General features: G+C 60.8%; 21 protein-coding genes, 1 tRNA gene and 1 pseudogene. 10 read left to right on the forward strand and 13 right to left on the reverse strand.

The genetic code is table 11. The features are described from left to right. Window positions 1-22: 22 nt before the first annotated feature. Window positions 23-268 (reverse strand): hypothetical protein, encoded by a 246-nt coding sequence (locus tag ACVWVY_RS40690; RefSeq protein ID WP_456631651.1) that lies wholly within the window; start codon window positions 266-268, stop codon window positions 23-25. Window positions 269-1205: 937 nt separating this feature from the next. Then, window positions 1206-1406, reverse strand: coding sequence for a hypothetical protein (locus ACVWVY_RS40695; protein ID WP_212419654.1), 201 nt, complete (start codon window positions 1404-1406; stop codon window positions 1206-1208). Window positions 1407-1518: 112 nt separating this feature from the next. On the opposite strand from ACVWVY_RS40695, the gene ACVWVY_RS40700 reads away from it, so the two are divergent. Further along, window positions 1519-1950, forward strand: a complete 432-nt coding sequence (locus tag ACVWVY_RS40700) for a hypothetical protein (RefSeq protein ID WP_456631652.1) — start codon at window positions 1519-1521, stop codon at window positions 1948-1950. Window positions 1951-2653: 703 nt separating this feature from the next. Here the strand turns inward: ACVWVY_RS40700 and ACVWVY_RS40705 are convergent. The 9 genes and pseudogenes from ACVWVY_RS40705 to ACVWVY_RS40745 all read right to left on the reverse strand — a co-directional run bounded on the left by ACVWVY_RS40705 (window position 2654) and on the right by ACVWVY_RS40745 (window position 17309). Beyond that, on the reverse strand, window positions 2654-4006 hold the full coding sequence (locus tag ACVWVY_RS40705; RefSeq protein ID WP_456631653.1) for a sigma-54-dependent transcriptional regulator: 1353 nt from the start codon (window positions 4004-4006) through the stop codon (window positions 2654-2656). After that, window positions 3990-5831: an ATP-binding protein gene (locus tag ACVWVY_RS40710; RefSeq protein ID WP_456631654.1), complete on the reverse strand. Its 1842-nt coding sequence runs from the start codon at window positions 5829-5831 to the stop codon at window positions 3990-3992. Before ACVWVY_RS40710 ends, ACVWVY_RS40705 begins: the two co-directional genes overlap by 17 nt. Window positions 5832-5946: 115 nt before the next feature. Further along, a complete protein-coding gene (locus ACVWVY_RS40715; protein ID WP_456631655.1) occupies window positions 5947-7269 on the reverse strand; it encodes an NAD(P)/FAD-dependent oxidoreductase in 1323 nt (440 codons plus the stop codon). A gap of 109 nt (window positions 7270-7378) precedes the next feature. After that, a complete protein-coding gene (locus ACVWVY_RS40720) occupies window positions 7379-8722 on the reverse strand; it encodes a dicarboxylate/amino acid:cation symporter (protein WP_456631656.1) in 1344 nt (447 codons plus the stop codon). Between the two features lie 23 nt (window positions 8723-8745). Then, entirely contained in the window at window positions 8746-11019 is a 2274-nt protein-coding gene (locus ACVWVY_RS40725; RefSeq protein WP_456631657.1) for an NADP-dependent malic enzyme, read from the reverse strand. A gap of 69 nt (window positions 11020-11088) precedes the next feature. After that, window positions 11089-12813 (reverse strand): dihydrolipoyl dehydrogenase, encoded by a 1725-nt coding sequence (gene lpdA / locus ACVWVY_RS40730; RefSeq protein ID WP_456631658.1) that lies wholly within the window; start codon window positions 12811-12813, stop codon window positions 11089-11091. 23 nt (window positions 12814-12836) lie between these two features. After that, window positions 12837-14156, reverse strand: a pseudogene (gene aceF, locus ACVWVY_RS40735) (dihydrolipoyllysine-residue acetyltransferase); the annotation flags it as partial. Window positions 14157-14195: 39 nt separating this feature from the next. Beyond that, a complete protein-coding gene (gene aceE, locus ACVWVY_RS40740) occupies window positions 14196-16850 on the reverse strand; it encodes a pyruvate dehydrogenase (acetyl-transferring), homodimeric type (RefSeq protein ID WP_456631659.1) in 2655 nt (884 codons plus the stop codon). A 382-nt stretch (window positions 16851-17232) separates the two neighbouring features. Beyond that, a tRNA-Pro gene (locus ACVWVY_RS40745) sits at window positions 17233-17309 on the reverse strand. Window positions 17310-17378: 69 nt separating this feature from the next. Between ACVWVY_RS40745 and ACVWVY_RS40750 the strand changes: the two genes are divergently transcribed. Genes ACVWVY_RS40750 through ACVWVY_RS40765 form a run of 4 tightly spaced genes read left to right on the forward strand, consistent with a single transcriptional unit; the run spans window position 17379 to window position 20882 of the window. Further along, window positions 17379-18371, forward strand: coding sequence for an L-threonylcarbamoyladenylate synthase (locus tag ACVWVY_RS40750; protein WP_456631660.1), 993 nt, complete (start codon window positions 17379-17381; stop codon window positions 18369-18371). 27 nt (window positions 18372-18398) lie between these two features. Further along, the gene (locus ACVWVY_RS40755; protein ID WP_456631661.1) at window positions 18399-19826 is read left to right on the forward strand and encodes an FAD-binding oxidoreductase; all 1428 of its coding nucleotides are present in this window, start codon (window positions 18399-18401) and stop codon (window positions 19824-19826) included. Between the two features lie 2 nt (window positions 19827-19828). Beyond that, window positions 19829-20284 carry a GNAT family acetyltransferase gene (locus ACVWVY_RS40760; RefSeq protein ID WP_456631662.1) on the forward strand — a complete coding sequence of 152 codons (456 nt, stop codon included), beginning with the start codon at window positions 19829-19831 and terminating at the stop codon, window positions 20282-20284. Between the two features lie 16 nt (window positions 20285-20300). Continuing rightward, window positions 20301-20882 carry an NUDIX domain-containing protein gene (locus tag ACVWVY_RS40765; RefSeq protein ID WP_456631663.1) on the forward strand — a complete coding sequence of 194 codons (582 nt, stop codon included), beginning with the start codon at window positions 20301-20303 and terminating at the stop codon, window positions 20880-20882. Window positions 20883-20984: 102 nt separating this feature from the next. Here the strand turns inward: ACVWVY_RS40765 and ACVWVY_RS40770 are convergent, their stop codons facing one another. After that, a complete protein-coding gene (locus ACVWVY_RS40770; RefSeq protein ID WP_456631664.1) occupies window positions 20985-21749 on the reverse strand; it encodes an SOS response-associated peptidase in 765 nt (254 codons plus the stop codon). A gap of 104 nt (window positions 21750-21853) precedes the next feature. Between ACVWVY_RS40770 and ACVWVY_RS40775 the strand changes: the two genes are divergently transcribed. The 5 genes from ACVWVY_RS40775 (at window position 21854) to ACVWVY_RS40795 (ending at window position 24340) form a co-directional block, all read left to right on the forward strand. Then, window positions 21854-22327 (forward strand): hypothetical protein, encoded by a 474-nt coding sequence (locus tag ACVWVY_RS40775; protein WP_456631665.1) that lies wholly within the window; start codon window positions 21854-21856, stop codon window positions 22325-22327. Between the two features lie 91 nt (window positions 22328-22418). Next, the gene (locus tag ACVWVY_RS40780) at window positions 22419-22838 is read left to right on the forward strand and encodes an NUDIX hydrolase (protein WP_456631666.1); all 420 of its coding nucleotides are present in this window, start codon (window positions 22419-22421) and stop codon (window positions 22836-22838) included. Window positions 22839-22900: 62 nt separating this feature from the next. Then, the gene (locus ACVWVY_RS40785; protein ID WP_456631667.1) at window positions 22901-23278 is read left to right on the forward strand and encodes a TIGR02301 family protein; all 378 of its coding nucleotides are present in this window, start codon (window positions 22901-22903) and stop codon (window positions 23276-23278) included. A 3-nt stretch (window positions 23279-23281) separates the two neighbouring features. Beyond that, window positions 23282-23920 carry an HAD family hydrolase gene (locus ACVWVY_RS40790; protein WP_456631668.1) on the forward strand — a complete coding sequence of 213 codons (639 nt, stop codon included), beginning with the start codon at window positions 23282-23284 and terminating at the stop codon, window positions 23918-23920. A gap of 153 nt (window positions 23921-24073) precedes the next feature. After that, a complete protein-coding gene (locus ACVWVY_RS40795) occupies window positions 24074-24340 on the forward strand; it encodes a hypothetical protein (RefSeq protein WP_456631669.1) in 267 nt (88 codons plus the stop codon). 182 nt (window positions 24341-24522) lie between these two features. Here the strand turns inward: ACVWVY_RS40795 and ACVWVY_RS40800 are convergent, their stop codons facing one another. Further along, window positions 24523-25857 carry a dihydroorotase gene (locus ACVWVY_RS40800; protein ID WP_456631670.1) on the reverse strand — a complete coding sequence of 445 codons (1335 nt, stop codon included), beginning with the start codon at window positions 25855-25857 and terminating at the stop codon, window positions 24523-24525. Between the last annotated feature and the right edge of the window lie 11 nt (window positions 25858-25868).

Genomic DNA, 25868 nt, shown 5'->3' on the forward strand with positions numbered 1-25868 from the left:
GGGCCGAGGTCGGATCGTCGCATTATCTCGGGTGAACGCCGTTTTTGCGAATGATGTCAGATAGCTGGGACAAAAGCTCCCGGAGCCGGGCGTTCTCCTCGATCAGCGAGTGGGCTTCGTCGGCCCGTTCGTTGCGACGAAGGGCGGGTTCGTCGCCACGAAGGGCATTCTCAAGCAGTGAAAGAGCGTCGTCGGTCGGTTCATCAACCCAAAATGAGGGTTCTGCGCGTCGGTCTCGCTTATTAAGCTGCGGATGGTCTACTCGCATGATTGATACTCCAATTTTGCAATGCGTAACGAGCCCCCAGTCGCGTTGTCGCGCGCGGAGAATGAGGTGAGTCGGCAGGCAAATTTGCGACAAAAATTGGAATCGCGCGGAGACGACCCCGGCGCTAAAGCGGCGTGATTGCGGCGAAACTCCAAGCTCGCTCGGTCCGGAATTGCACCCCGCGCGTGCGGTTTGTGGCGTTTTCGAGCGAAGCGTGCTCTCGGACGGTACACCGGTTCGCGTCAGGAAAATGAGTCAAAACAACAATCTAGAGTCTGGTTCTGGTTCAATCAGAACCCAAAAGGAGCTCTAGAGAAACGTGGCCAGTTGATAGAGCGCGTAAAGAACTTCCAGCCCCATGAGAACGATCGCTGCGATCATCAGATAATAACCAAAATGCATGCCGAACTTGCAACCAATGCCTTTCGCGGCCCGTGCGGATCTCGCTCTGGGCCGTAAACCAAACTCGATACGCGTCGGAAGGGATAAGCCCCCGGCGAAATATTCGTCGGCAACTAAAAAGAAAGGCCTCCGCCGCCGCGGAAGTGACGCCTGTGACGCCTTTGTCGCGAACCTCTTCTTGACCGGAGGTCTCTAGTTCGACGCCAGCTCGCCCTGCTCTCATACACCGTGGAAAATCTTGATTCCCCACAGCACGATGACGATGGCCAGTACCAGCGTAGCCGCCGTCAGTACACTTTCTAAGGAAGCGACTCTCATACTCACTCTCCGCTTCCCAGCCCCGCTAAAGGTCTAGGTGATTCGTTGATTCCCCTGCAATCGCATGATCACAATGCTTTGAACGTTACCTCGGGGTTGTGTTTTACAGGTCACACATCTGGCTATGGCGGCGCATTTCTGCGCCACTTCGGCATCGCCCTGCGCCGACAGAAGCGGAAATGCCCGCCCCTCCCGACGATTTTTCGATTGAAGACGATTACTCGGGCTGGCTTGCCGGAGCGTAGGAACCGGCCGGGACCGGAGCACTTCGGCGCCGTTCGGCGAGCGCTGCCAGGCGATCGTATTCCTCCGCCACCTTGAGCAGGCGCCCCTGGTCCTTGACAGCATTCGCGGCTAACGCCCGTGTCCGTTCTGCGCGCCTGCGCCAGTGATCCGCATTGGTCAGGAAATCCGTCATCGATACGTCCCTAAGTAAGATGGTACGCTCCCCAGCCGCACGGACGTCAGAATGGTTCGCGATACGTCAAAAATTTGGCCTAATTCGATCTGCCGTGTGAATCAAAGGACGTGTGACCTATCCGCCGAGCCTCACCGTTGTTCCCTTTCCGACGCAAATTCGCCGCCGACTCAATGGAAAGCTCGTCGTCGAACAAACGTCCGGGCCACCTTGTGAACAGGAATGTGTCATGAGTATCGAACATCCGCCGCACGACAGACAGGCCCGCCGCGAGGCATTTCGAAATGTCGAACATGCCGGCAACGTCGTGCCGCTGCGCGAAGACAACAGCGTGCGTCAGACAAATGACGCGCCGCACCAGGGCGACGAACTTCTCACCGCCCTGTCGCCCCTGCTCGACGAAGTCGACGGACTTCGGGGAGATGACGCGCCGTATCAGGAAACCGACAACATTCCGGTGCTGCTCGAAGAGAATGCCAGGCTTCGAAAGCTCGCCGTCAAGCTGTCAAATCTGCTTGGCGACCTTCCTGAGCAAGGCACGTGAGACTGCCGCGATAGTCGCGACCGATCCCGCGCAGGGCAAGCCCGCCAAATCTTCTGTCAAGCCGACATCCACGGGGCTTTCGCCGCAGCCGGCATATCCGGCTGCCTTATATGCGGCTTCCTGGCGTTAGTTACCCTTTCCGGTGGCGGGGATCTCAGTCTGCCGAGATGGATCGCCGACCACGGCAGCCCCGCCAACTCGCAGGTGTGAACGGCAGTTCCGAGCATTGGGCAGCGAGCTTTGACGCTGCGGAACTTCGCGGAGAACGGCTCTTCAATGCAGGGGCCGATTCGTTCCGGCCCGGCGTTGCGCGTGATGATGCTGCGGACGCCCGCCGTGCGGCTGACGATGTTGCCTTCAAGCCGAATTGTCTGGGCATCCAAGCCTCCATCCATGAGCACCCTGCTGACGCCGGGTGTAGTCCCCAGGTCCAAACCTAAGACAAATCTGCGGCTCAATCATTAAGCTTCGATTGTTGCCCACAACGTGCAGGGGAAGCTTGCGCTTGATTTCTTGATTTGAAAACGGGAACGGTTGGCTCACCGTATTTGTACGTGCCCCTTGCGCGACCGGCATCGATACCGAAATCGATAGCGACAGCCGCGGCACATTCGTGACCACGCAGGCCGACGCAAGTGCCTGCCGCGAAGATGTCGCCGACCTTTCGATCGGCGACGATTGCAATTCCAACTAAATGATAGAATTACCTGAATTCTTCGCCTGAAAGCGCATAACGCCGCATTTTGTCGTAGAGCGTCTTCTTGGGTATGCCAAGACTCTCGCTGACTGCGAGGACGTCGCCATGATGCCTGCGCAAGGTCTCCATAATCAGACCTCGCTCGAAATCGCCGACGACGTTCTTGAGCGATCTGTCCGCGCTTTCATTGGCTGCATCGGAATTAAACCCCCCGCCCAGCAAACCCAGAACGAAACGATCCGCGACATTCCCAAGTTCGCGAACATTTCCGGGCCAATCGAACGACACCAGATCGCGCATCAATTGATCCGTGACAATGGGCGCTTCGCGTTTGTAGCGGGCCGCGCCAAGCAGGACGTGGTGCTCGAACAGCTGCGGAATATCCTCGCGCCGTTCCCGAAGCGGTGGAATGGCAAGGGTAACCACGTTGAACCGGAAGTAGAGATCGCTTCTGAACCGCCCCATGTCGCACGCCGCTTTCAGATCGAGCTTCGTCGCTGCGACAACGCGGACCGGGACGTCGATAAGCTTGTTGGAGCCGAGGCGTTCAAGTTGGCGGAACTGCAGGACGCGCAACAGCTTGACCTGCAATGCCATGGGCATGGCTTCGACTTCATCGAGGAACAGCGTTCCGCCCGAGGCATGCTCGACTTTTCCAATGCGCAGAGCTTGTGCTCCGGTAAAGGCGCCCTTCTCGTGGCCGAAAAGCTCGCTTTCAAACATTGATTCGGGAATAGCGCCACAGTTGATCGCGACGAACGGACCATCGCGCAACGGAGAGCATTCGTGCAAAGCGCGGGCGACCAGTTCCTTACCCGAGCCGGTTTCTCCCTGAATCAAGACGTCCGGCGTGACATCGGATAGCTTGAGGATGCTGTTGCGCAACGCGACCATGGCCAGAGAGTCGCCGATAAGCATGCTATCGATGCCGGTCTTCTGCTCGAGGCGCCTGCGCAGATCGCTGACCTCAAATGTCAGCCGTCGCTTTTCCATCGCTCGCGTGACGACGCCGACGAGAAGGTCGTTGGAGACGGGCTTTTCGAGAAAATCATACGCTCCGACATGCATCGCCTTGACGGCGATCGAAATATCCCCGTGCCCTGTGACGATGATGACGGGCAGGCTTCGATCGATCGTCACCGCGCGCTCAAGCAACGCAATCCCGTTCATCCCGGTCAACTGAAAATCAACCAACAGGACGCCGGGGAAGTATTCCTTCAGGTTTTTCAGAGCTGACTCGGCGGAAGCATGCTGCTCGACTTCAAACCCGGCGAGATCGAGTGTCTGTGCCGTTGCGGCGCGCACAGCGGGATCGTCCTCGACGAACATGACCCGAAGACCGTCATACATCGCGGACATCGAGTTCATTCCGATACATAGGCAATTTGATCAAGAATACCGCTCCACGTTGCTCTTCACCGGAAGCTGTAAGTGTTCCACCGAATTGATTTATTATACCCGTCGAAATTGCCAATCCAAGCCCCAGTCCTGATCCCGCTTCCTTTGTCGTGAAAAACGGCTCGAACAGATGCGAGAGAACCTTCTCCGACAATCCAACTCCGTTGTCCTGAACGGAAATCAGAACCATGTCGCCGGCATGGGATGCAGCGATCCTGACAGCAGGTTTATCCACTCCCGCGGTTGCATCAATGGCATTCGACAATAGATTGATGAGCACCTGTTCGAGGCGCGGCGCGTCGACCCGAACGCACAGATTCTCCTCGATCGGGTCGACATCAATCGCCACTTCAGCTTTCTTAATTCTATGCGCGACAATCTGCATGCTGTTCCGGATACTGCGATCGATCGGAACACGCTGCAGGTTGACCACGCTTTTTCTGGCAAACTGCTTCAATTGACCGGTGATCCCGCTCAGCCTGTCGACCAGATCGGTGATGTCACGCATGTTGCCGCGCGCAATATCGATTTGAGATCGTTCGATCAGGGTTTCTGCATTTTCCGAAAGCGTGCGGATTGCCGCCAGGGGTTGATTGAGCTCATGCGTGACGCCCGCCGCAAGCTGCCCGATCGCGGCCAGTTTGGCGGAATGAACGAGTTCATCCTGGGTATCGCGCAGCTGCTGGTTGGTATCGACCAGTGCCTGAGTACGCTGCGCAACCTGATGCTCCAGCTCGACATTGGCGAGCGCAAGCGCTTCCTTGCCGGCGAGCTGAAGGCGGATGGTCCGCCGCCGCTGCAAAATGAAAAGGACGAAGAATACGATTGACGTCGCGAGCAGCACCGCGGCGACCTGAGCCCAGTATTGATAAAGCTTGATATCCGAGAGATCGGAAAGGATCACGATCCTCCAATCGGACCCGTCGAGCTTCTTTTCTTGCATCAGAAAACGCGGTCGCTCCTTGCCGGGCTTCTCGCCGGGCAACGACACGATCGCGCCTTCGCCCTTGAATTCTTCTTCAGTCTTGATTCCGATGGGCGCAAGTTCGACATTTTCGTACTGGCGCGCGTCGCGCAGCGTCGCCAGAGCGCCGGGCGTGAGCTGCGTCATGGTGCGGTATTGCCAGGCCGGCCGCGACGCCAGAACGATCACGCCGTTTTCATCAACGATCATTACGTCGCTGAGGGCAGACGACGGACGTACCTGCAGTCCTTCCAGGTTGACTTTGACGACACCGATGCCAAGCGGGGTTTTCCCGCGCGGAAGTGTGGCGGCGAAATAATACCCCGGCGTCCCGCTGGTCGTGCCGATGCCATAGAAGCGGCCCGACCCATCACGCAAGGAATGAGCGAAGTACGGCCTGTACGACAGATCGACGCCGACAAAGCTGGCCGGCCCGTTCCAGTTGCTTGACGCCGTCGCTTTTCCGCTTAGGTCCAGAAGATAGAGCGTCGTCGTGCCCGCGGCATCATTGACCGCCTGCAGGTAGCGGTTGGCGCGATCGACATGCTTTGGATCATCCGGCGTGTTCAGGATATCCATAACCACGGGATGATTTTGCAGCAAATCGGGAAGATAGTCGAACCGGTGCAGCTCCGTCGCCAGCAAGGTTGCGTAGCGGTCAAGCTCAATTCGTTCCTGCTCAATGGTCCGCTCCGACCTCAGGCGAAATGCAACATCCCCGGCAAGGATGACGGCGACCGCCATGAGCAATAACGCGCCAGCAATACCTGCCGCCCAGGCGATCCTGGAAGGTGGCTCGATTTTGTTGGCACTCTGCTCCATGCGATCCCGACAATGTCGATCGCGGCTTCCGCGTATGATGTCCAGCCGCCGCTCACCGCCGTTGCGACTCTACACAACGGCCGGCAAAAGACGCACGGAATTTATCATTGACGCCTCAATGGAGCTTGATATGCGGCACGGTGCGGCGCGAGATGAGCCGGCCGAGCGTGTCCAGAACTACCTTGACCCCACCATGCAAGGCGACCTGGTGCATCTTGTAGAGAGATCGATACATTAACAACGCAAAGTAGCCCTCGATCTGAAGATTCTTCCCCTTCACGAAGCCCATGAGACTGCCGACGGTGGAATACTTGCCGAGCGATACCAGCGAGCCAAAATCCCGGTAGAAATACGGTTGCAGCGGCTTGTCTTCGAGCCGGCGGGTGATCTGCTTGAAGACATGGGACGCCTGTTGGTGAGCCGCCTGGGCCCGGGGCGGAACGGGCTGGCCAGAAGCAGAATTCAGGCAGCTTGCGCAGTCGCCTATCGCGAAAATGTCGGGATCCAGGGTGGCCTGAAGCGTTGGCAACACGACAAGCTGGTTGCTGCGCGAGACCTCGAGCCCATCGAGATCGCTGAGACAATCAGGGCCCCTGACCCCCGCGGCCCAAACAACGAATTTCGAGGGAATGAGTTCGCCGGACTCCAGATGGACGCCTTCACTGGATACTTCATTCACCCTGGCGCCGGTGCGAACATCGACATCCAGTCCTCTCAAGAGCAGCGCTGTCGAATGCGACACTCTCTCGGGGAGCGCCGGCAAGATCCGATCGGCACCTTCCACAAGCGTAATGCGAATATCCCGGGACGGGTTGATCTTATCAAGACCATAGGCGACCACCGCTCGCGTGGTCTGGTGCAACTCGGCCGAAAGCTCTGTCCCGGTGGCACCCGCACCGATGATCGTCACATGGAGCTGGCCCGGCTGGACGGGCTGCTCCTGCGTATGCGCGCGAAAGCACGCATTGACAATTTTTCGATTGAAGCGCGCCGCGTGTTCCGGGGTCTCGAGCATGATGGCATGCTTTCTGACGCCGGGCGTGCCGAAATCATTCGAAACGCTGCCCACCGCGATGACAAGCGTATCGTATGTAAAGGATCGTTTCGGTGTAATCTCCTCGCCCTCGTCGTCAAACGTGGCCGCCAGGTGAATTTCGCGGTTCTTGCGGTCGATCCCGATCATTTCGCCAAAGCGAAACCGGAAATTGTGCCAGTGGGCGTGTGCGAGATAGTCGACCTCATGCTGCGCGGCATCCATGCTGCCGGCGGCGATTTCATGAAGCAGCGGCTTCCAGAGATGGGTGCGGGAACGCTCGACCAGCGTAACCCTCGCCTTGCCCTTGGCCGCCAGACGGTCGCCAAGGCGTGTTACGAGCTCCAGTCCCCCGGCCCCTCCGCCCACGACGACAATATGGTGCAGATCGCTCTCGCTTGACATCGCCATTGTTTCCATTCTCGGAGCCGGCAACCGGGCAGCACCATCGATCGCCTCGCCTTGACGCGACAGGATCTGGAGCTGACACCGGTTGCGGGTACGTCGCCCGGCGTTAGCCCGTGGTAAGCGCTGTCTCCAGGTCAGCGGGATCGATTTGTTTGCCGAGGTTCCTATTGAGCGCCGTGCGATCGAGCTCACCTTCCCACCAGGCCACAACCACGCACGCGACACCATTGCCGCACAGATTTGTGAGAGCACGGCATTCGCTCATGAACTTGTCGATCCCGAGAACGATGGCCATGCCCGGAACCAGGCGCGGATCGACCACGGCCAGCGTCGCCGCCAGCGTGATGAAGCCCGCGCCGGTGATGCCGGAAGCGCCCTTCGAGGTCAGCATGGCGACCAACAGGATCGTGATCTGCTGGCCCATGGTGAGCTCGAAGCCGAGCGCCTGCGCAATGAACAGGGTTGCGAGCGTCATATAGATATTGGTGCCGTCGAGATTGAACGAATACCCGGTCGGCACCACCAGCCCCACCACCGACTTGGAACAGCCGAGCCGCTCGAGCTTTTCCATCAGCGACGGAAGCGCGCTTTCCGAAGATGAGGTACCGAGCACGATCAACAGCTCGTCCTTGATGTAGGCCAGGAACTTGAAGATCGAGAACCCGACTATCCTTGCGATGATTCCGAGCACCACGAACACGAACAGCGCGGCCGTGACATAGAAGGTCGCGATCAGGCCGACCAGGTTCAGAATGGCTCCGGTGCCGAATTTGCCGATGGTAAAGGCCATGGCGCCGAACGCGCCGATTGGGGCCGCTTTCATGACAATCGCGATGACGCCGAAAACGCCATGCGCAGCATCGTCGATGAAGGCGCGCAGCGTATGACCGCGCTCGCCGAGACCCATCAGCGCAAAGCCGAACAGGATCGAGAACAGCAATACCTGCAGGATTTCGCCCTGCGCGAAGGCGCCGACGACGGTATCGGGAATGATATGCAGGAAGAAATCGACGCTCTTCTGCGCTTCCGCCTGCTTGGCATAGCCGGCTACCGCCTGCGCGTTCGCCATGGCGCCGCCGAAACCCGCGCCGGGCCTGACCACATTGCCGACGATAAGACCGATCACCAGCGCGAAGGTGGAGACCACCTCGAAATAGACCAGCGCCTTGATGCCGATGCGGCCGACCTTCTTGGCATCCTGTATATGCGCGATGCCGGATACTACGGTGCAGAAGATGATCGGCGCGATCACCATCTTGATCAGCTTGATGAAGCCTTCGCCGAGCGCCTTGATCCAGTCATTCGTCGCATATGTCGGCTCAAGCCAGCCGAAAATCGCGCCGACCAGGATCGCGATCAGCACCTGGACATAGAGAACTTTGTACCAGGGCTTTTTTGCCGAAACACCGCTGGTTGAAACATCGCTGGTAGTGCCTGCGTGACTCGTCATAACGATCTCCCCTCAATTTCGAATCAACTCTTTATCGACGCATCAACGGAAGCGAGCGCCGTCATGTTCACGATGCCTCGCACGGTACTCGTGGGCGTGAGGATATGTACCGGCTTGGCCGCGCCAAGCAGGATCGGTCCCACGGTCACACCTTCGCCGGCCACGGTCTTCAACACGTTGTAGGTGATGTTGGCCGCATCGAGATTGGGCATGATCAGAAGATTGGCCTCGGTATGCAGGCGGGAATCCGGAAACGCGGCGTCCAGAATCCGCCTGGACAGCGCCATGTCGCCCCGCATTTCGCCTTCGATTTCAAGGTCTGGTTTCGCGTCGAGGACCAGATCGAGCGTCGCGCGCATTTTCCTCGCCGATGCCGCATCGGAGCTGCCGAAGCTGGAATGCGAGAGTAGAGCCACTCGCGGATTAATTCCGAACCGGCACATTTCGTCGGTCGCCAGGATGGTGATGTCAGCCAACTCCTCCGCGGTCGGATCGGCATTGATGTAGGTATCGCAGATGAAGACGGTATGTTGCGGAAGCATCAGCAAGTTCATGGCCGCGAAGATTCGCCTGCCCGAGCCAAAGCCGATCGCCTTCGACACGCATTCCAGGTGCTCGGAATAATCGCCATGGGTGCCGCACAGCATGCCATCCGCACGCCCCAGCCGAAGCATCGTGGCCGCCAGCAGCGAGTTGTTGGAACGCATCGCCCGGTCAATCCGCTCGCGCGAACCGCCCTTGCGCCGCGTCAATTGATAGTGGTCCTCGACCGCCGACCTGATCAGCGCCTCGTCATGAGGATCGATCAGATCGAAGTCCCGCCCCTGCTCGAGCCTGAGGCCGATGTCCTTGATCTTCGCGTTCACCACGTCCTTGCGCCCGACGAGAACCGGCCGGGCCAGCGTTTCATCCACGGCTATCTGGACCGCCCGCAGCACACGCGACTCCTCGCCTTCGGCGAAGATCACGCGCTGGCTCGTTTGGGCAGCAGCTTCGAACACCGGCCTCATGGTATTGCCGGACTTGTAGACAAATCGCTCCATCGCCCGGCGATAGGCCGGCATGTCCTTGATGGGCCGGGTCGCGACCCCGCTTTTCATGGCGGCTTCGGCGACGGCTGGAGCGACCACGCTGATCAGACGCGGATCGAACGGACGGGGAATCAGGAAGTCGGGTCCAAAACGGGTTTCCTGTTGTCCATAGGCGGAGGCGACGATGTCCGATTGTTCAGCGCGCGCGAGTGCTGCAATGGCATGAACAGCGGCGAATTTCATTTCCTCGTTGATGGTGGTGGCTCCGACGTCGAGCGCACCGCGAAAAATGAACGGAAAACACAGAACGTTATTGACCTGGTTGGGATAGTCGGAGCGGCCGGTGGCGATGATAGCGTCCGGGCGCGTCGCCTTGGCGAGTTCGGGCGATATCTCCGGGTCCGGATTGGCGAGTGCAAGAATAAGGGGGCGGTCCGCCATTTTGGCGAGCATTTCCGGCTTCAGGACGCCGCCGGCGGACAGACCGAGAAAAAGATCGGTGCCCTGAATAATCTCGCCCAGCGTTCGCGCTGACGTTGGCTGGGCGTATTTCGCCTTCTGATCGTCCATATATTCGACGCGGCCGGCATAGACGACGCCTTTGATATCTGAGACGAAGACGTTCTCGCGCCGCACGCCGAGGCCGACCAGCAGATCAAGACAGGCAATCGCGGCAGCGCCCGCGCCCGATGCCACGATCTTGATGTCTTCGATTTTCTTTCCGACGATCTCGAGTCCGTTCATGACAGCCGCTCCGGCAACGATTGCGGTACCGTGCTGGTCGTCGTGGAACACCGGGATCTTCATGCGCTCGCGAAGCTTCCGTTCGATGTAGAAGCACTCCGGCGCCTTGATGTCTTCCAGGTTGATGCCGCCGAATGTCGGCTCCATGGCCGCGACAATATCGACGATCTTGTCGGGATCGGCTTCGTCAAGCTCGATGTCGAAGACGTCGATATCGGCGAATTTCTTGAACAGGCAGGCCTTGCCCTCCATCACCGGCTTGCTGGCCAGCGCGCCGATGTTGCCGAGACCGAGAACAGCCGTGCCATTCGTAATGACCGCGACGAGGTTGCCTCGCGACGTAAGACTGCGTGCTTGATCTGGATTTGCGGCAATCGCCATGCACGGCACCGCCACGCCGGGGGAATACGCCAACGCAAGATCATGCTGGGTGGTCATACTCTTGGTCGGAACGACGGAGATCTTCCCTGCCGACGGATTCCGGTGATACTCGAGCGCGCTTTCATCCAGATGATCTGACACAGTTATTTCCCCTCTTTGGATTTCGGACAGTTTTTCTGTCTTCTGACGCTCACACCTGCCGGCGAGGCGCTATTTCTTCTTTGGCATGTAGAGATCCGTGATGGTTCCCTCGAAGGCTTCCGCAGCCATCCCGATTGTTTCGGACAGCGTCGGATGAGGGTGGATCGTGAGACCGATGTCGGCGGCATCGGCGCCCATTTCGATCGCGAGCGCGGCCTCGGCGATCAGATCGCCCGCCGAAGGCCCAACGATGCCGCAGCCGATAATCCGTTCGTGTTCCTCATCGAACAGGACCTTGGTGACGCCTTCATCCCGGCCAAGCGACAGCGAGCGTCCGCTCGCCGCCCACGGAAAAACACCCTTGCCGTACTTGATACCTTTGGCCTTGGCTTCGATCTCGGTGAGGCCAACCCAGGCTACCTCCGGATCGGTATAGGCGACAGAGGGAATGACCTTGGCGTCGAAGACGCTCTTCTGACCTGCCGCTACCTCGGCCGCGACCTTGGCCTCGTGCACCGCCTTGTGGGCAAGCATCGGCTGACCCACCACGTCGCCGATGGCAAAAATATGCGAAACGTTGGTGCGCATCTGCTTGTCGACCGCGATAAAGCCGCGTTCGTCGACCGCAACACCGGCAGCCTCCGCGCCAATCATCTTGCCGTTCGGACGACGGCCGACGGCGACGAGCAGACGATCGAACACATCATTCGAAGTTCCGGTCGGTCCCTCGAACGTCACATGAAGGCCATCCGCCTTGGCTGCAACCGCCGTCACTTTGGTCTTCAGCAGGATCTTCTCGTAGCGCTTGTCGATCCGCTTCATCAGGGGCGTCACGATATCCTTGTCGACACCGGGGATGATCTGATCCAACAATTCAACGACCGTGACCCTGACGCCGAGCGCATGATAGACCGTCGCCATTTCGAGCCCGATAATACCTCCGCCGAGCACCAGCAGCCGCTTCGGCAACCCGTTGAGTTCAAGCGCGCCGGTTGAATCGATCACGCGTGGATCGTCGTGCGGGATGAAAGGCAGCGTCACCGGTTCGGAGCCGCAGGCAATGATCGCGTGGTCGAACGAAACTATCTTGCCGCCCTCACTCGTTTGAACCTGCACTGACTTGGGCGAGGCAAATTTCGCAACGCCGGTGACCACCGTGACCTTGCGCTGTTTGGCAAGGCCTGACAGCCCGCCCGTCAGCTTCTTGATGACGCCGTCTTTCCAGCCGCGCAGTTTGTCGATGTCAACCGAAGGTGCCGCGAAGGAAATACCGTGATCGCTCATCTCCCTGGTTTCGTCGATTACCTTGGCGGCATGCAGAAGGGCTTTCGATGGAATGCAGCCGACATTCAGGCAGACGCCACCAAGTGTCGGGCCCTTGTCGACCAGCACCACCTTCCTGCCGAGATCGGCGGCCCGGAATGCCGCCGAATAGCCGCCGGGGCCCGCGCCGATCACAAGCACCTCGGCATGGAGATCGCCCTTTGGCGTTGAAGCAGAAGCCGAGGCCACCGGCGAAGCAGCGGCCGGGGCACTGGCGGCCGGGGCACTAGCGGCAGCCGCACCGGCGAACGTCGCAATCACCGTGCCCGCGCTTACCTTGTCGCCGATCTTGACCTTCACTTCACCGATGGTCCCGGCCGCAGGCGCTGGAACGTCCAGCGTCGCCTTGTCGGATTCAAGCGTAATGAGCGTGTCTTCAGCCGCAATAGTCTGTCCCGGCTTCACGTGCACCTCGATGACGGGGACATCCTTGAAGTCACCGATATCGGGCACCTTGATCGTATCAGTCATCGTCTCTCTCCCGTTCCTGTCCGTTAGAGGACGAGCCGCCGTACGTCTTCGAGAACTGTCGCGAGATGTCGGGCGAAACGGGCAGCCGCGGCGCCATCGATCACGCGGTGATCGTAGGAAAGGCAGAGCGGCAGCATCAGCCGCGGCACGAAGCTTTCGCCATTCCATACCGGCGCCATTTTGGAGCGTACGACACCGAGGATTGCGACCTCTGGCGCGTTGACGATGGGCGTGAAGGCGCTACCGCCAATACCGCCAAGCGATGAAATCGTGAACGTCGCGCCCTGCATCTCCGCGGGCGTCAGTTTGCCGTCCCGCGCTTTTGCCGAGATGTCGCCGAGTTCGCGGCAGATCTCGATGATACCCTTGCGATCGACATCCTTCACGACCGGGACGACCAGGCCTTCCGGCGTGTCGACCGCGATGCCGATATTGTAGAATTTCTTGTAAACGAGAGCGTCCTTCTCCGGTGTCAGCGAGCTGTTGAAGTCGGGAAACGCCTTCAATGCGTTGACCGATGCCTTCATCAGGAACGGCAGAAGCGAGACGCGGTAAGGCTTCTTCTTGTCGGCCTTGCCGGCGTCGTCCAGTTCCTTGCGATACTTCTCGATCTCGGAAATGTCCGCATCGTCGTTGTGGGTGACGTGTGGAATGTTGAGCCACGCCCTGTGCAGGAACGGTCCCGAGATGCGCTTGATGCGCACCATCGGCTTGATCTCGACCGGGCCGAACTTCGAGAAGTCGACAGCGGGAATTTCGGGGATACCCATGCCGCCCGCAGGCGCGCCGGCCGAAGAAGCCTTGGCTCCGCCACCGAGCGAGGCTTTCAGATCTTCCTTGGTGACGCGGCCCTTCTCGCCCGTTCCCTTGATCGCGTTGAGATCGATATCGAGTTCGCGCGCCAGACGACGGATCGCCGGGCTCGCATGCGCGCCGGAAAAGTCCGCGATTGCCGGACCACCGGATTTCTGTGGCGCGGGTGCGGGCGCGGCACCTGGAGGCGGTTCGGCCGCTTCCTGCTGATGCATCACGGCGGGTGCAGCCTGAGCCGCCGACGGCACGTCACCGCCCTCAAGACGGACAATCAGCTTGTCTTTGCCGACGCGGTCGCCGACCTTCACCAGCACTTCCTTGACGGTGCCTGCAGATGGCGACGGCACTTCCATCGAGGCCTTGTCGGATTCCAGAGTCAGCAGCGGATCGTCGATCTTGACTACGTCGCCCGGCTTGACCGCGATCTCGATGATCGGAACGTCCTTGAAGTCGCCGATATCCGGTACCTTCACATCAACAATGTTGGTCAAATCAACCTCCCCTGGACTCTCATGCGCGACGCTTTGGCCTGCGGCATTTTCTGATGAGCAAAACGAGCGTGACCGGTCTCAGACCGTTGCCGGATTTGGCCTGTCGGGATCGATGCCGTATTTGCGGAGCGCGTCGCCAACGACCGACGCCGGGACTGTTCCTTCTTCGGACAGCGCCTTCAGCGCGGCGACAACGACATGGAAGCGATCGACCTCGAAGAAGCTGCGCAGTTTTCGCCTGTAGTCGGATCGGCCAAAGCCGTCGGTCCCCAGCACACGATAACGGCCTGGAACAAACGGCCGGATCTGGTCGGCGAGCAGCTTCATGTAGTCTGTCGACGCGACCACGGGACCGCCGGCCTTGTCGAGACAGGTCTCGACATGAGAGCGTTTGGCCTTCGCGGTCGGGTGCAGCATGTTCCAGCGATCAACGTCGAGACCGTCGCGGCGCAGTTCCATGAAACTGGTCACGCTCCAGATGTCGGAGGCGATACCGAAGTCTTCCGCCAGCAACGCAGCGCCTGCTTCGACCTCTCGCAGAATGGCGCCCGCGCCGAGCAACTGAACGCGCGGAGCCTTTTTCTTCGCTTCCACCGATCTCAGTCTGTACATGCCCTTGCGGATGCCTTCCTCGGCACCTTCAGGCATTTCTCCATGCGGGTAATTCTCGTTCAATGTCGTAATGTAATAGAAGACATCTTCATTCTCGCCGTACATGCGGCGCAACCCATCCTGAACAATGACAGCGAGTTCATAGGAATAGGTCGGGTCATAGCAGACACAGTTCGGAATGGTTGCCGCGATCAGGTGGCTGTGGCCGTCCTCGTGCTGAAGCCCCTCGCCGTTCAACGTGGTTCGGCCTGACGTGCCGCCGATCAGGAAGCCGCGAGCGCGCATGTCTCCGGCCGCCCATGCCAGATCGCCCACGCGCTGGAAGCCGAACATCGAATAATAGATGTAGAACGGGATCACCGGCGTATTCGACGTGGAATAGGATGTCGCGGCGGCGATCCAGGAGGCCATCGCGCCGGCCTCGTTGATTCCTTCCTGAAGAATCTGACCCGTCTTGTCCTCGCGATAGAACATCATCTGATCGGCATCCTGGGGCCGATAGAGCTGTCCCACCTGGGAGAAGATTCCGAACTGACGGAACATGCCCTCCATGCCGAAGGTGCGGCTCTCATCCGGAACAATGGGAACGATGCGTTTTCCGATCTCCTTGTCACGCAACAGCGTATTGAGAATGCGCACAAAGGCCATCGTGGTGGAAATCTCGCGGCCTTCCGTCGACTTCAGTTGCGGCGCAAATGCCGACAACGGTGGAATTGTAATCGGCGCGGATTTGCGAAGGCGCGCGGGCAAGTGTCCGCCAAGAGCCGCACGTCGCTCGGCGAGATATTTCATTTCGGGCGAATCGGCCGCCAGACGGACGAACGGCACCTCCTTGAGCGCCTCGTCGGAGACCGGAATCTGGAACCGGTCACGGAACTGGCGAAGGGCCTCCTCGTTCATCTTCTTGGCTTGATGCGAGATCATCTGGCCTTCGCCGGATTCGCCCATGCCATAGCCCTTGACGGTCTTTGCCAGAATGACCGTCGGCTGCCCCTTGTGCTCGGACGCAGCCTTGTAAGCGGCGTAGACCTTCAGGGGATCGTGACCTCCACGGGTCATTCCCCAGATTTCGTCGTCGCTCATATGAGCGACCATGTTTTTTAGTTCGGGATATTTTCCGAAGAAGTGTTCGCGGACGTAAGCGCCGTTTTTCGACTTGTAGTCCTGGTATTCACCGTCGACGCACTCTTCCATGCGCTTTCTGAGAATGCCCGTGACGTCGGCGGCCAGCAATTGATCCCAGCCCGAGCCCCACAGCACCTTGATGACGTTCCAGCCGGCGCCGCGGAAATCGGCTTCCAGTTCCTGGATGATCTTGCCGTTGCCGCGCACCGGTCCGTCGAGACGCTGCAAATTGCAGTTGATCACAAACACCAGATTGTCGAGATGCTCGCGACCGCCCAGCGATATCGCGCCGAGCGACTCCGGCTCGTCCATCTCGCCATCGCCCATGAAAGCCCAGACCTTGCGCGGTTTGGTATCCGCAAGACCACGGCAATCGAGATATTTGAGAAACCGCGCCTGGTAGATCGCCATCAACGGGCCAAGCCCCATCGACACGGTGGGGAATTGCCAGAAATCCGGCAACAACCAGGGATGCGGATAGGACGACAGACCCTTGCCGTCGACTTCCTGACGGAAATTGAGAAGCTGTTCCTCGCTGAGCCGGCCCTCGAGATAGGCGCGGGCGTAGATGCCGGGCGAGCAATGGCCCTGGTAATAAATCAGGTCGCCGCCATGCGCTTCCGTCGGCGCGTGCCAGAAATGCATGAACCCGGTATCGTAAAGCGTCGCAGCGGATTGGAAGCTGGCGATATGCCCGCCCAGTTCGGAAGACGTCTTGTTGGCGCGCAGCACGATGGCCGCGGCGTTCCAGCGGATAATCGAACGAATCTTGTGTTCGAGGACCCGGTCGCCCGGATGTGCCGGCTCATCATGCGGCGGGATGGTGTTCACATAGGCCGTATTGGCCGCAAAGGACAACTTTGCCCCCTTGCGCCGGGCGGCCTGTATGACGCCTTCCAGTAGTTCGTCGACCCGGCCGACGCCTTCAAAGGCCTCGACGGAGTCGAGCGCATCCAGCCATTCACGTGTTTCAGTGGGATCGCGATCCTGGTCCAATGTTTCTCTCCCCTTGTGGAGATGCTTTTCGCATTCTTCCTGCCGTCCAACTGACTAGCGACGGTCTATTTGGCTCACGAACTGCATTTCGCATGCCAGCCCAAAGAGGGACCGATCCCGGAGCAATCTAATTGAATCCGTTCATGATATTTTACCGCTCCGCGGTCATCGGCCGTGCTGGTAGCTGAAAAATGGAATAGATCGTCAGATCCAGTCCGAGAAATCGGACACGAGACAATCGGTGGCTAAAACATAGCCCGTTGCTGCGCCGAACAGCCGCGCGGCCTCATTTCGCATGAGCCAACGCTGCCGGCCGTCCAACGCACAAGCGCGTCAATTCGTTGCGCAGCCAAAACATCGAAATTATAAGTCATTGAAAGAATGGTCGGAGTGGCAGGATTCGAACCTGCGACCCCTGCGTCCCGAACGCAGTGCTCTACCGGGCTGAGCCACACTCCGACTTGGCACGCGGCTTATAGCCTTGGGTGTCGGCGACCGCAAGCAGCCGGATTAAGGAAATTAATCACAGTGGAAGTTCGCCTGAAAACCCAGATTTTGCCCGCCGGCGAGGCCGCCGTGGCGGCTGCGGCGCGTGTGCTGGCGGAGGGCGGGCTGGTCGCGTTCCCGACCGAGACCGTCTACGGCCTCGGCGCCGATGCCACCAATCCGGCCGCGATCGCCCACCTTTACCAGGCCAAGGGCCGGCCGGCCTTCAATCCCCTGATCGCCCATGTCGGCGATATCGCCGCCGCCCGCAAGATCGCGCGCTTTGACGCCGCTGCGACCGCGCTTGCCGAAGCGTTCTGGCCCGGCCCGCTGACGCTGGTGCTGCCGAAAACGCCCGCTTGCGCGGTGGCCGACCTCGCCACCGCCGGCCTCGACACAGTCGCGATCCGGATACCGGCTCACCCCGTGGCGCGCGGCATCCTGCGAACCTTCGGCGGTCCCGTGGTGGCGCCATCGGCCAATCTCTCGGGTCACGTCTCCCCGACCACGGCCGCGCATGTGCAGAGCGACCTTGCGGGGCGGATCGACCTGATCGTCGATGGCGGGCCGGTCGCGGTCGGCGTCGAATCCACGATCATCGGCTGCTTCAATGCGCCGATGCTGCTGCGTCCCGGTGGCGTGCCGCGCGCGGAGATCGAGCGCGTGCTGGGCCGCGCGCTGGCGCAGCCGCCGGCGGATACTGAGACCGACGGCGGGCAACCGCTGGCGCCGGGCATGCTGGCGTCCCATTACGCGCCGCGTGCGAAAGTGCGGCTCAATGCCGTCAAGCTCGAAGCCGGCGAAGCATTGCTCGCGTTCGGCCTCGGAGCAATTTCGGGAATTGACGCCGCCTCCGCGGTGATGAATCTGTCGGAACGTGGCGATCTCGACGAGGCCGCCGCCAACCTGTTCGGCCATCTTCGCGCGCTCGACGGCAAAGGCGTGCATGCCATTGCGGTGATGTCGATTCCGGACGACGGGCTGGGCGAAGCCATCAACGACCGGCTGCGCCGCGCAGCGGTCGGACGAGAATGATTGGCGGGAATGAAAGAGAAGAAGAAAATGAATATCGTCAAGGGTTCTGTGCCCCCTCTTCCCGCTGAACTGATCGCCAAGTTTCGCGCCATTGTCGGCGACAAATATGCCGTAACCGATGCCGCCGATATCGCGCCCTACGTCACCGAGGAACGCGACCTGTTTCACGGCCGCTCGCCGCTGGTGTTGCGGCCCGGCTCGACGGCGGAAGTGTCCGCGATCTGCAAGCTCGCCAGCGAGCATAAAATCGCGCTGGTGCCGCAGGGCGGCAATACCGGCCTGGTCGGCGGACAGACCCCGCACAATGGCGAAGTGGTCGTCTCGCTGCGGCGGCTGGACAAGATCCGCGAAATCGACCCCGCCTCCAACACCATGACCTGCGAGGCCGGCGTGGTGCTGCAGATCGCGCAAGCTCGCGCCGCCGAAGTCAATCGCCTGTTCCCGCTGTCGCTCGGCGCGGAAGGAAGCTGCACCATCGGCGGCAATCTCTCCACCAATGCCGGCGGCACCGCTGCCCTGGCGTATGGCGTGGCGCGCGAAATGGCGCTCGGGCTGGAAGTGGTGCTGGCCGATGGCAGGATCCTGAACGGACTGTCGAAGCTGAAGAAGGACAACACCGGCTACGATTTGCGCAACCTCTTCATCGGCGCCGAGGGCACGCTCGGAATCATCACCGCGGCGACGCTGAAACTGTTTCCGAAGCCGCATGCGGTTGAAACCGCCTATGTCGGCCTCAAATCGCCGGCAGAGGCGCTGAAGCTGCTGTCGATCTCGCAGAACGAGGCGGCCGGCAGCCTCACGAGCTTCGAACTGCTGGCCGACATCGCGGTCGATTTCAGCCTTCGTCACGGCATCGACATCCGCGATCCCCTGGAGAGCAAGCATCCCTGGTACGTGCTGATGGAATTATCCTCCTCGCGCGACGACGCCAGCGCCGCGCTGGAATCGATTCTCGCCAAGGGCATGGAAGAAGGCATTGTCGACGACGCCGTGATCGCGGCGAATCTCTCCCAGCGCGCCGGGTTCTGGAAGCTGCGCGACGAGATGTCGGCCGCGCAGAAGCCCGAAGGCGGTTCGATCAAGCACGATATCTCGGTGCCGGTTGCGGCCGTGCCAGATTTCATCGAACAAGCCAATGCGGCGGTGGTAAAACTCATTCCGGGCTCGCGGCCGGTGCCGTTCGGCCATCTCGGCGACGGCAACATCCACTACAATGTCAGCCAGCCGATCGGCGGCAACACGGCCGACTTCATGTCGCGCTGGCACGAGGTCAACGAGGTCGTGTTCGCGATCGTGCTGCGGATGGGCGGATCGATTTCGGCCGAGCACGGCATCGGCGTGCTCAAGCGCGACGAACTGCCCGACGTCAAGGACAAGGTCGCGATCGAGCTGATGCGCGGCATCAAGGCGATGCTGGATCCGCATGGCATCATGAATCCGGGCAAGGTGCTGTGACCGTGGCTACAACAAAAGCCTTCCCTGCGCTCGCCATCGCCGACATCAGGGATGCCGACGTCGCCGCCGTGATCGCGCTGTGGCAGGCCTGCGGCCTGACGCGGCCGTGGAACGACCCCACCGCCGACATTGCGCTCGCCCGAGGCAGGCCGAATTCAACGATCCTGATCGGACGCGCCGACGACACCATCGTCGCAACGGTTATGGTCGGTTATGACGGTCATCGCGGCTGGGTCTACTATGTCGCCACCGATCCGGATCGCCGCGCCAAGGGTTATGGCCGCGCCATCATGAGCGCGGCCGAGGACTGGCTGCGCGCGGCCGGCATCGCCAAACTGCAATTGATGGTCCGGCGCGACAACGCCAAGGCAGGGGCATTCTACCAGTCGATCGGCTACGCTGAAGCGCAGACCATTGTTTTCGCCAAATGGCTCGACGGCCGCGAACCGACGCCGTGACGGCGAAAGGAATTCCATGACAATCTCCGATCGTGTCCGCGTCAAGAACGTCGAAACCCTCTCCGACGATTACTACCTGCTGAACAAAACCACGTTCGAATATCGCCGAGCCAATGGCGAGTGGCAGACGCAATCCCGCGAGACCTACGACCGCGGCAACTGCGCGACGGTGCTGCCCTACAATCTTGCGCAGCGTACGGTCGTGCTGGTCCGCCAGTTTCGCTATCCGGTCTATGTCAACGGCTACGACGATCTCCTGATCGAGGCTGCGGCCGGCGTATTGGACGGCGAAGCGCCCGAGGTGCGGATTCGCGCCGAGGCGGAAGAGGAAACCGGCTACCGGCTCGGCAGTATCAGGAAAATCTTCGAAGCCTTCTCGAGTCCGGGCTCGGTGACCGAGAAGCAGCACTTCTTCGTCGCCGAATACGATCCCTCGATGCGAGTCGGCAGCGGCGGTGGCCTCGCCGATGAAGGCGAAGACATCGAGGTGCTGGAATTACCGATCGATCAGGCACTCGCGATGATATCAGATGGCCGCATCGTCGACGCCAAGACCATCATGTTGCTGCAGTACGCCGCGCTGCATATTTTTAAGTAAGGATCGTAGGGTGGGTAAAGCGCAGCGTGCCCGCCATGCATCCCGAACCTCGGTTAGAATGGTGGGCACGCTGCGCTTTGCCCACCCTACAAATACACCGCTTCAAAACAACGAGCCCTGTCCGTCATCCTCCGGCGCCGCGGCCACCTTGCGCGGCGCGGTCTTCTTCGCAGGCTTCGGCTCCTCCGCCGCGCGCTCCTCGTCGGTGATCGGCAGCAGCAGTTGCGCGTCGTCATTGACGACGCGGTTGACGCGCGTGGAAATCTCATGCCAGGCGAACTCGCCTTCGGCTGGCCCGCGCAGCAGCGGCATGACATCCTCGGCGTCGTATGCGCGGCCGTCGAGCCAGCGTTCGAATTCCTCAGGCGCGATAGTCACGGGCACACGGTGATGCAGCGCGGCGAGATCGCGGCTGGCCGGTGCGGTGACGATGGCGACGCTGTCGGTCTCCTCGCCGTTCGGCCCCATCCAGGTTTCCGCCAGCGCGGCAAAGCCGACTGGCTGGCCGTCACGGCGGTGAATGAAGAACGGTCGCTTGCGGCCGCTCGCGTCCTGCCATTCGTAATAACCGTCGGAGGGAATCAGGCAGCGCCGGCGCTTGATGGCATTCTTGAACGCCGGCTTTTCCAGAACCGTCTCGGAACGTGCGTTGATCAGCAGCGTAAATCTGCGGGGATCCTTCACCCACGACGGAATCAGTCCCCAGCGCATCAGCCGGAAGTGGCGGCCGCCATTTTCCAGGATGACAACCGGAACGGGCTGCGTCGGCGCAATATTATACCGCGGCGGGAAATTGGGCTGCTCGAAATAGCCGAAGATCTGCCGAAGTGCCTCGGGTGGTGAGGTAATGACGAAACGTCCGCACATTATCTGACCAAGATAAGCCTCCGTTTAACGAGTGTTAACCCCACATGTTAACAGTGGAACAAATGAACTCCATCGCCGCCACAGAAGTTCGATCCGATCGCCCTATGCCGCCACCGACGCCGGCCCGTATCGACGAGGCGCGTGCGGAGCAATTGCGCGCGGCCAATATCAATCCGCGCACCGGGCTCGCCACCGACTACCTGAATCATTTCAACGAAGCCGTCATGCTGCTCGAAATGGTTCCGGACATGCCGGAATGCGCGGAGGATTTTCTGACCTGGACCCCGCTGTCCTACGCCGAGCATTTCTGGGCTTCCAATTTCAAGGCCCGCGACCTCGCGATCGAGGCCTATGAATGCGCCGACCCCAAGGTCCGTGCCAATTTCGACAATCTCACGGCGACCATGACCTCGATCCTGACCGCGGTGGGCAATGCGATGCGCGAGGCTCAGCAGGACAAGACCCGCGCCACCCTGGCCGAGCAGGCCACCGCCTGGGTCAAGCCGCTGGTGGCGCTGGCCGGTGGCGTCATCAACGGCAACACCGACAATGACGTCGAAGCGGCGATGTCGAACTAACCTTTCACGCTTCGCTGCCATCCGCCGCATTAGACCTGTGCGACCCGATCGGGCATGATCACAGCAAGTTCCCTGCGTACCGGATTCCCTCTTGGCCTCCCCTGTCCAGCCGACCCGCCCCCAGCTCGCCGTCAGCGGCGCGATCTTCCGTGACGGCAAGGTCCTGCTGGTCCGCCGCGCCCGCTCGCCCGGCAAGGGTTTTTACTCGTTCCCCGGCGGCCGGGTCGAATTCGGCGAATCGCTGCATACCGCGCTCCACCGCGAGGTGGACGAGGAAACCGGCTTGAGAATCGAGATTCTGGGCCTGGCCGGCTGGCGCGAGGTGCTGCCCGCAGCCGGCGGCGGCGGGCACTATGTGATCATGTCTTTCGCGGCGCGCTGGACGGCCAGGGAGCCGGTCCTGAATGACGAGCACGACGATTTCAAATGGCTGGCCCCCGATGGGCTCGGCGACCTCAAGGTCACCGGCGGCCTCCTGGAGGTCATCGAGGCCGCCCGGAAGCTGGTCTAGGCGGTCATTCCAGGGTTTCACACCTTGCCTCGGGCGTATTGAGGGGGCATATCGGCCCTCAAATGCTGAAGCACGCCCTCGCCGCCCTCATCCTCATGTCGGCCTTCCATCTGGCCCCCGCGCGGGCCCAGGATGCCGCCGCGCCGTTTGACGGCGACCTGCAGCGGCTGGCCGAGATTCTCGGCACCCTGCACTATCTCCGGGGCATTTGCGGCTCCAATGAAGGGGCGAAATGGCGCAACGAAATGCAGGCGCTGATCGATGCCGAAACCCCGTCCGGCGACCGCCGCGCCCGCATGATCGCGGGCTTCAACCGCGGCTATAACGGCTTTCAGCAGACCTACCGGACCTGCACGCCCGCGGCCTCGGTCGCGATCCGCCGATATATCGAGGAAGGCTCGAAGATTTCGCGCGATCTTACCGCCCGCTATGCGAATTGAATCATGGACGCGATTTTCTTCGATCTCGACGGTACGCTGACGGACCCCAAACCCGGCATCACCCGTTCGATTCAATATGCCTTGCAAAGGCTTGACCATCCGACGATTCCGACCGAGGACGAGTTGACCTGGTGCATCGGGCCGCCGCTGCGCGCGAGTTTTGTCAGATTGCTCGGCGGCGATCATTCGGCCGATCGTGCCGTGTCGCTCTACCGCGAACGGTTTTCCGACGTCGGGCTGTACGAGAACGGCGTCTATGACGGCATCGGCGATGTGCTGACCAGGCTCTGCACGTCCGGTCACCGGCTGTTCGTCGCCACCAGCAAGCCGCATGTCTTCGCCGAGCGCATCATCGACCATTTCGGGCTGCGCGATCACTTCGAGCGCGTGTTCGGTTCCGAACTCGATGGCACACGCGTGGACAAGTCCCATCTGCTCGAATACGCGCTGAAGGAAGTCGCCGTCGATCCGGCCAAAACCCTGATGATTGGTGACCGCAGCCACGACATGGTGGGCGCGAAAAACAACGGCATGAAGGGCATTGGCGTGCTGTACGGCTACGGTAGCCGGGACGAGTTGCTGGAGGCCGGCGCGCACCATGTTTGCGCGACACCGGGAGCGATCCTGGGTTGCATTTCCTGAAGCCGGCCAACTCGTGGAACCGCCGCCGCAAATATCGGTACCGCCGTTAACCTTTCTTAAAGATGTGGCCTAGGCGGGTTCGCGGCGCGTGCTACAGCTTGTCACGTCAGGATGCGTTCCGCCCTGGTTCGCGCGCAGATTTCGTTGAGCTTCATGAGCCGCCCAGCCCCCTTCCCGATCGCCCGCGACCCGCTTCCCGACCTCGAGCAGAAGCAGACTGCATTGAGCTACCTGAGCGAGGCCTGGGCGGAAGCGCGGCACGAGGGCGTCGATGGCGACTGCCTCGCGCAGGCGAGCCTGTTCACCGCGCTCGCCGAACTGGTCTCGACCTATGGCGAGGATGCGGTGGCGAAATTCACGGACGGTCTCTCGGCGCGCGTGAAGAACGGCGAGTATTCGCTGAAGTTGGCGAAGCAGTAAGCGGTCGCATCCCCTCGCCGGCGTCGCCCGCCTTGTGCGCAATTGCGCACTGAAGCGGGCGATCCAGGTATTCCAGAGACGCTTGTTATACGTCGGGAAGCCGCGGCGTACTGCATCGCCCGCTTTCGCGGGTGATGACGACGGAGGCGTGCGTAACGCTATGCTCTCGCCGGCGCTTCGCCCTACGCCTTCAACGTCTCCAGGAACCGCACCGGCTCGCCTGTCGACGGCGTTGCCACCTCGCCCTGCCACATCACGCGCTTGCCGCGCACGAAGGTGCCGACCGGCCAGCCGGTGACGCGCATGCCGTCATACGGCGTCCACCCCGCGCGCGAGGCTACCCATTTGTTGGTGATGGTCTCGCTGCGCTTGAGATCGACGATGGTGAAGTCGGCGTCATAGCCCGCGGCGATGCGGCCCTTGCAGGCGATATTGAACAGCCGCGCAGGCCCTGCGCTGGTCAGATCGACGAAGCGCTGTAGCGACAGCCGCCCGGCATTGACGTGATCGAGCATCAAGGGCACCAGCGTTTGAACGCCGGTCATGCCGGAGGGCGAGGCCGGATAGGTCTTCGTCTTTTCCTCCAGCGTATGCGGTGCATGATCGGAACCGAGCACATCGATGATGCCCTGTTCGATGCCGCGCCAGATACCTTCGCGGTGATCCGCCGAGCGCACCGGCGGGTTCATCTGGGCCAAGGTGCCGAGCCGCTCATAGCATTCGGGCGCGACCATCGTCAGATGATGCGGCGTCGCCTCGCAGGAGGCGACATCCTTGTGATCTCTCAGATAGTCGATTTCCTGCTTGGTCGAGATGTGCAGCACGTGGATGCGTTTTCCCGTCTCGCGCGCCAGATTGACCAGCCGCTCCGTCGCCATCAGCGCCGCGGTCTCGTCGCGCCATACCGGATGCGAGCGCGGATCGCCCTCGATGCGGATCGGCTTGCGCTCGTTGAGGCGGTATTCGTCCTCGGCGTGAAAGGCGGCGCGGCGGCGGATCACCTGGAAGATGCGTCTCAGGCTTTCGTCGTCCTCGACCAACAGCGCCCCGGTGGAAGAGCCGATGAATACTTTTACGCCGGCGCAACCGGGTGCACGTTCGAGTTCAGGCAAATCCTGAACGTTCTCGCGGGTGCCGCCGATGAAGAACGCGAAATCGCAATGCATGCGATGGTGGCCGGCCTTGATCTTGGCGGTGAAGGTCTCCTCGGTGACTGTGAGCGGATTGGTGTTCGGCATCTCGAACACCGCGGTGACGCCGCCCATCACGGCGCTGCGCGAGCCGGTCTCGAGGTCTTCCTTGTGCGTTAGACCGGGCTCGCGGAAATGCACCTGGGTGTCCATCACGCCGGGCAGGATGTGCAGGCCGTTGCAGTCGATGGTCTCGCCGGCTTGCGCCTGCCCGAGCCCGCCGATGGCGGCGATCCGGCCGTTGGAGATGCCTATGTCGCGGACGCCCTCGCCGTCCTGATTGACCACGGTGCCGGATTTTAGAATGGTATCAAATCGTTGATTCATCTGTCCTCAAC

It is taken from the genome of Bradyrhizobium sp. URHC0002 (assembly GCF_054059515.1).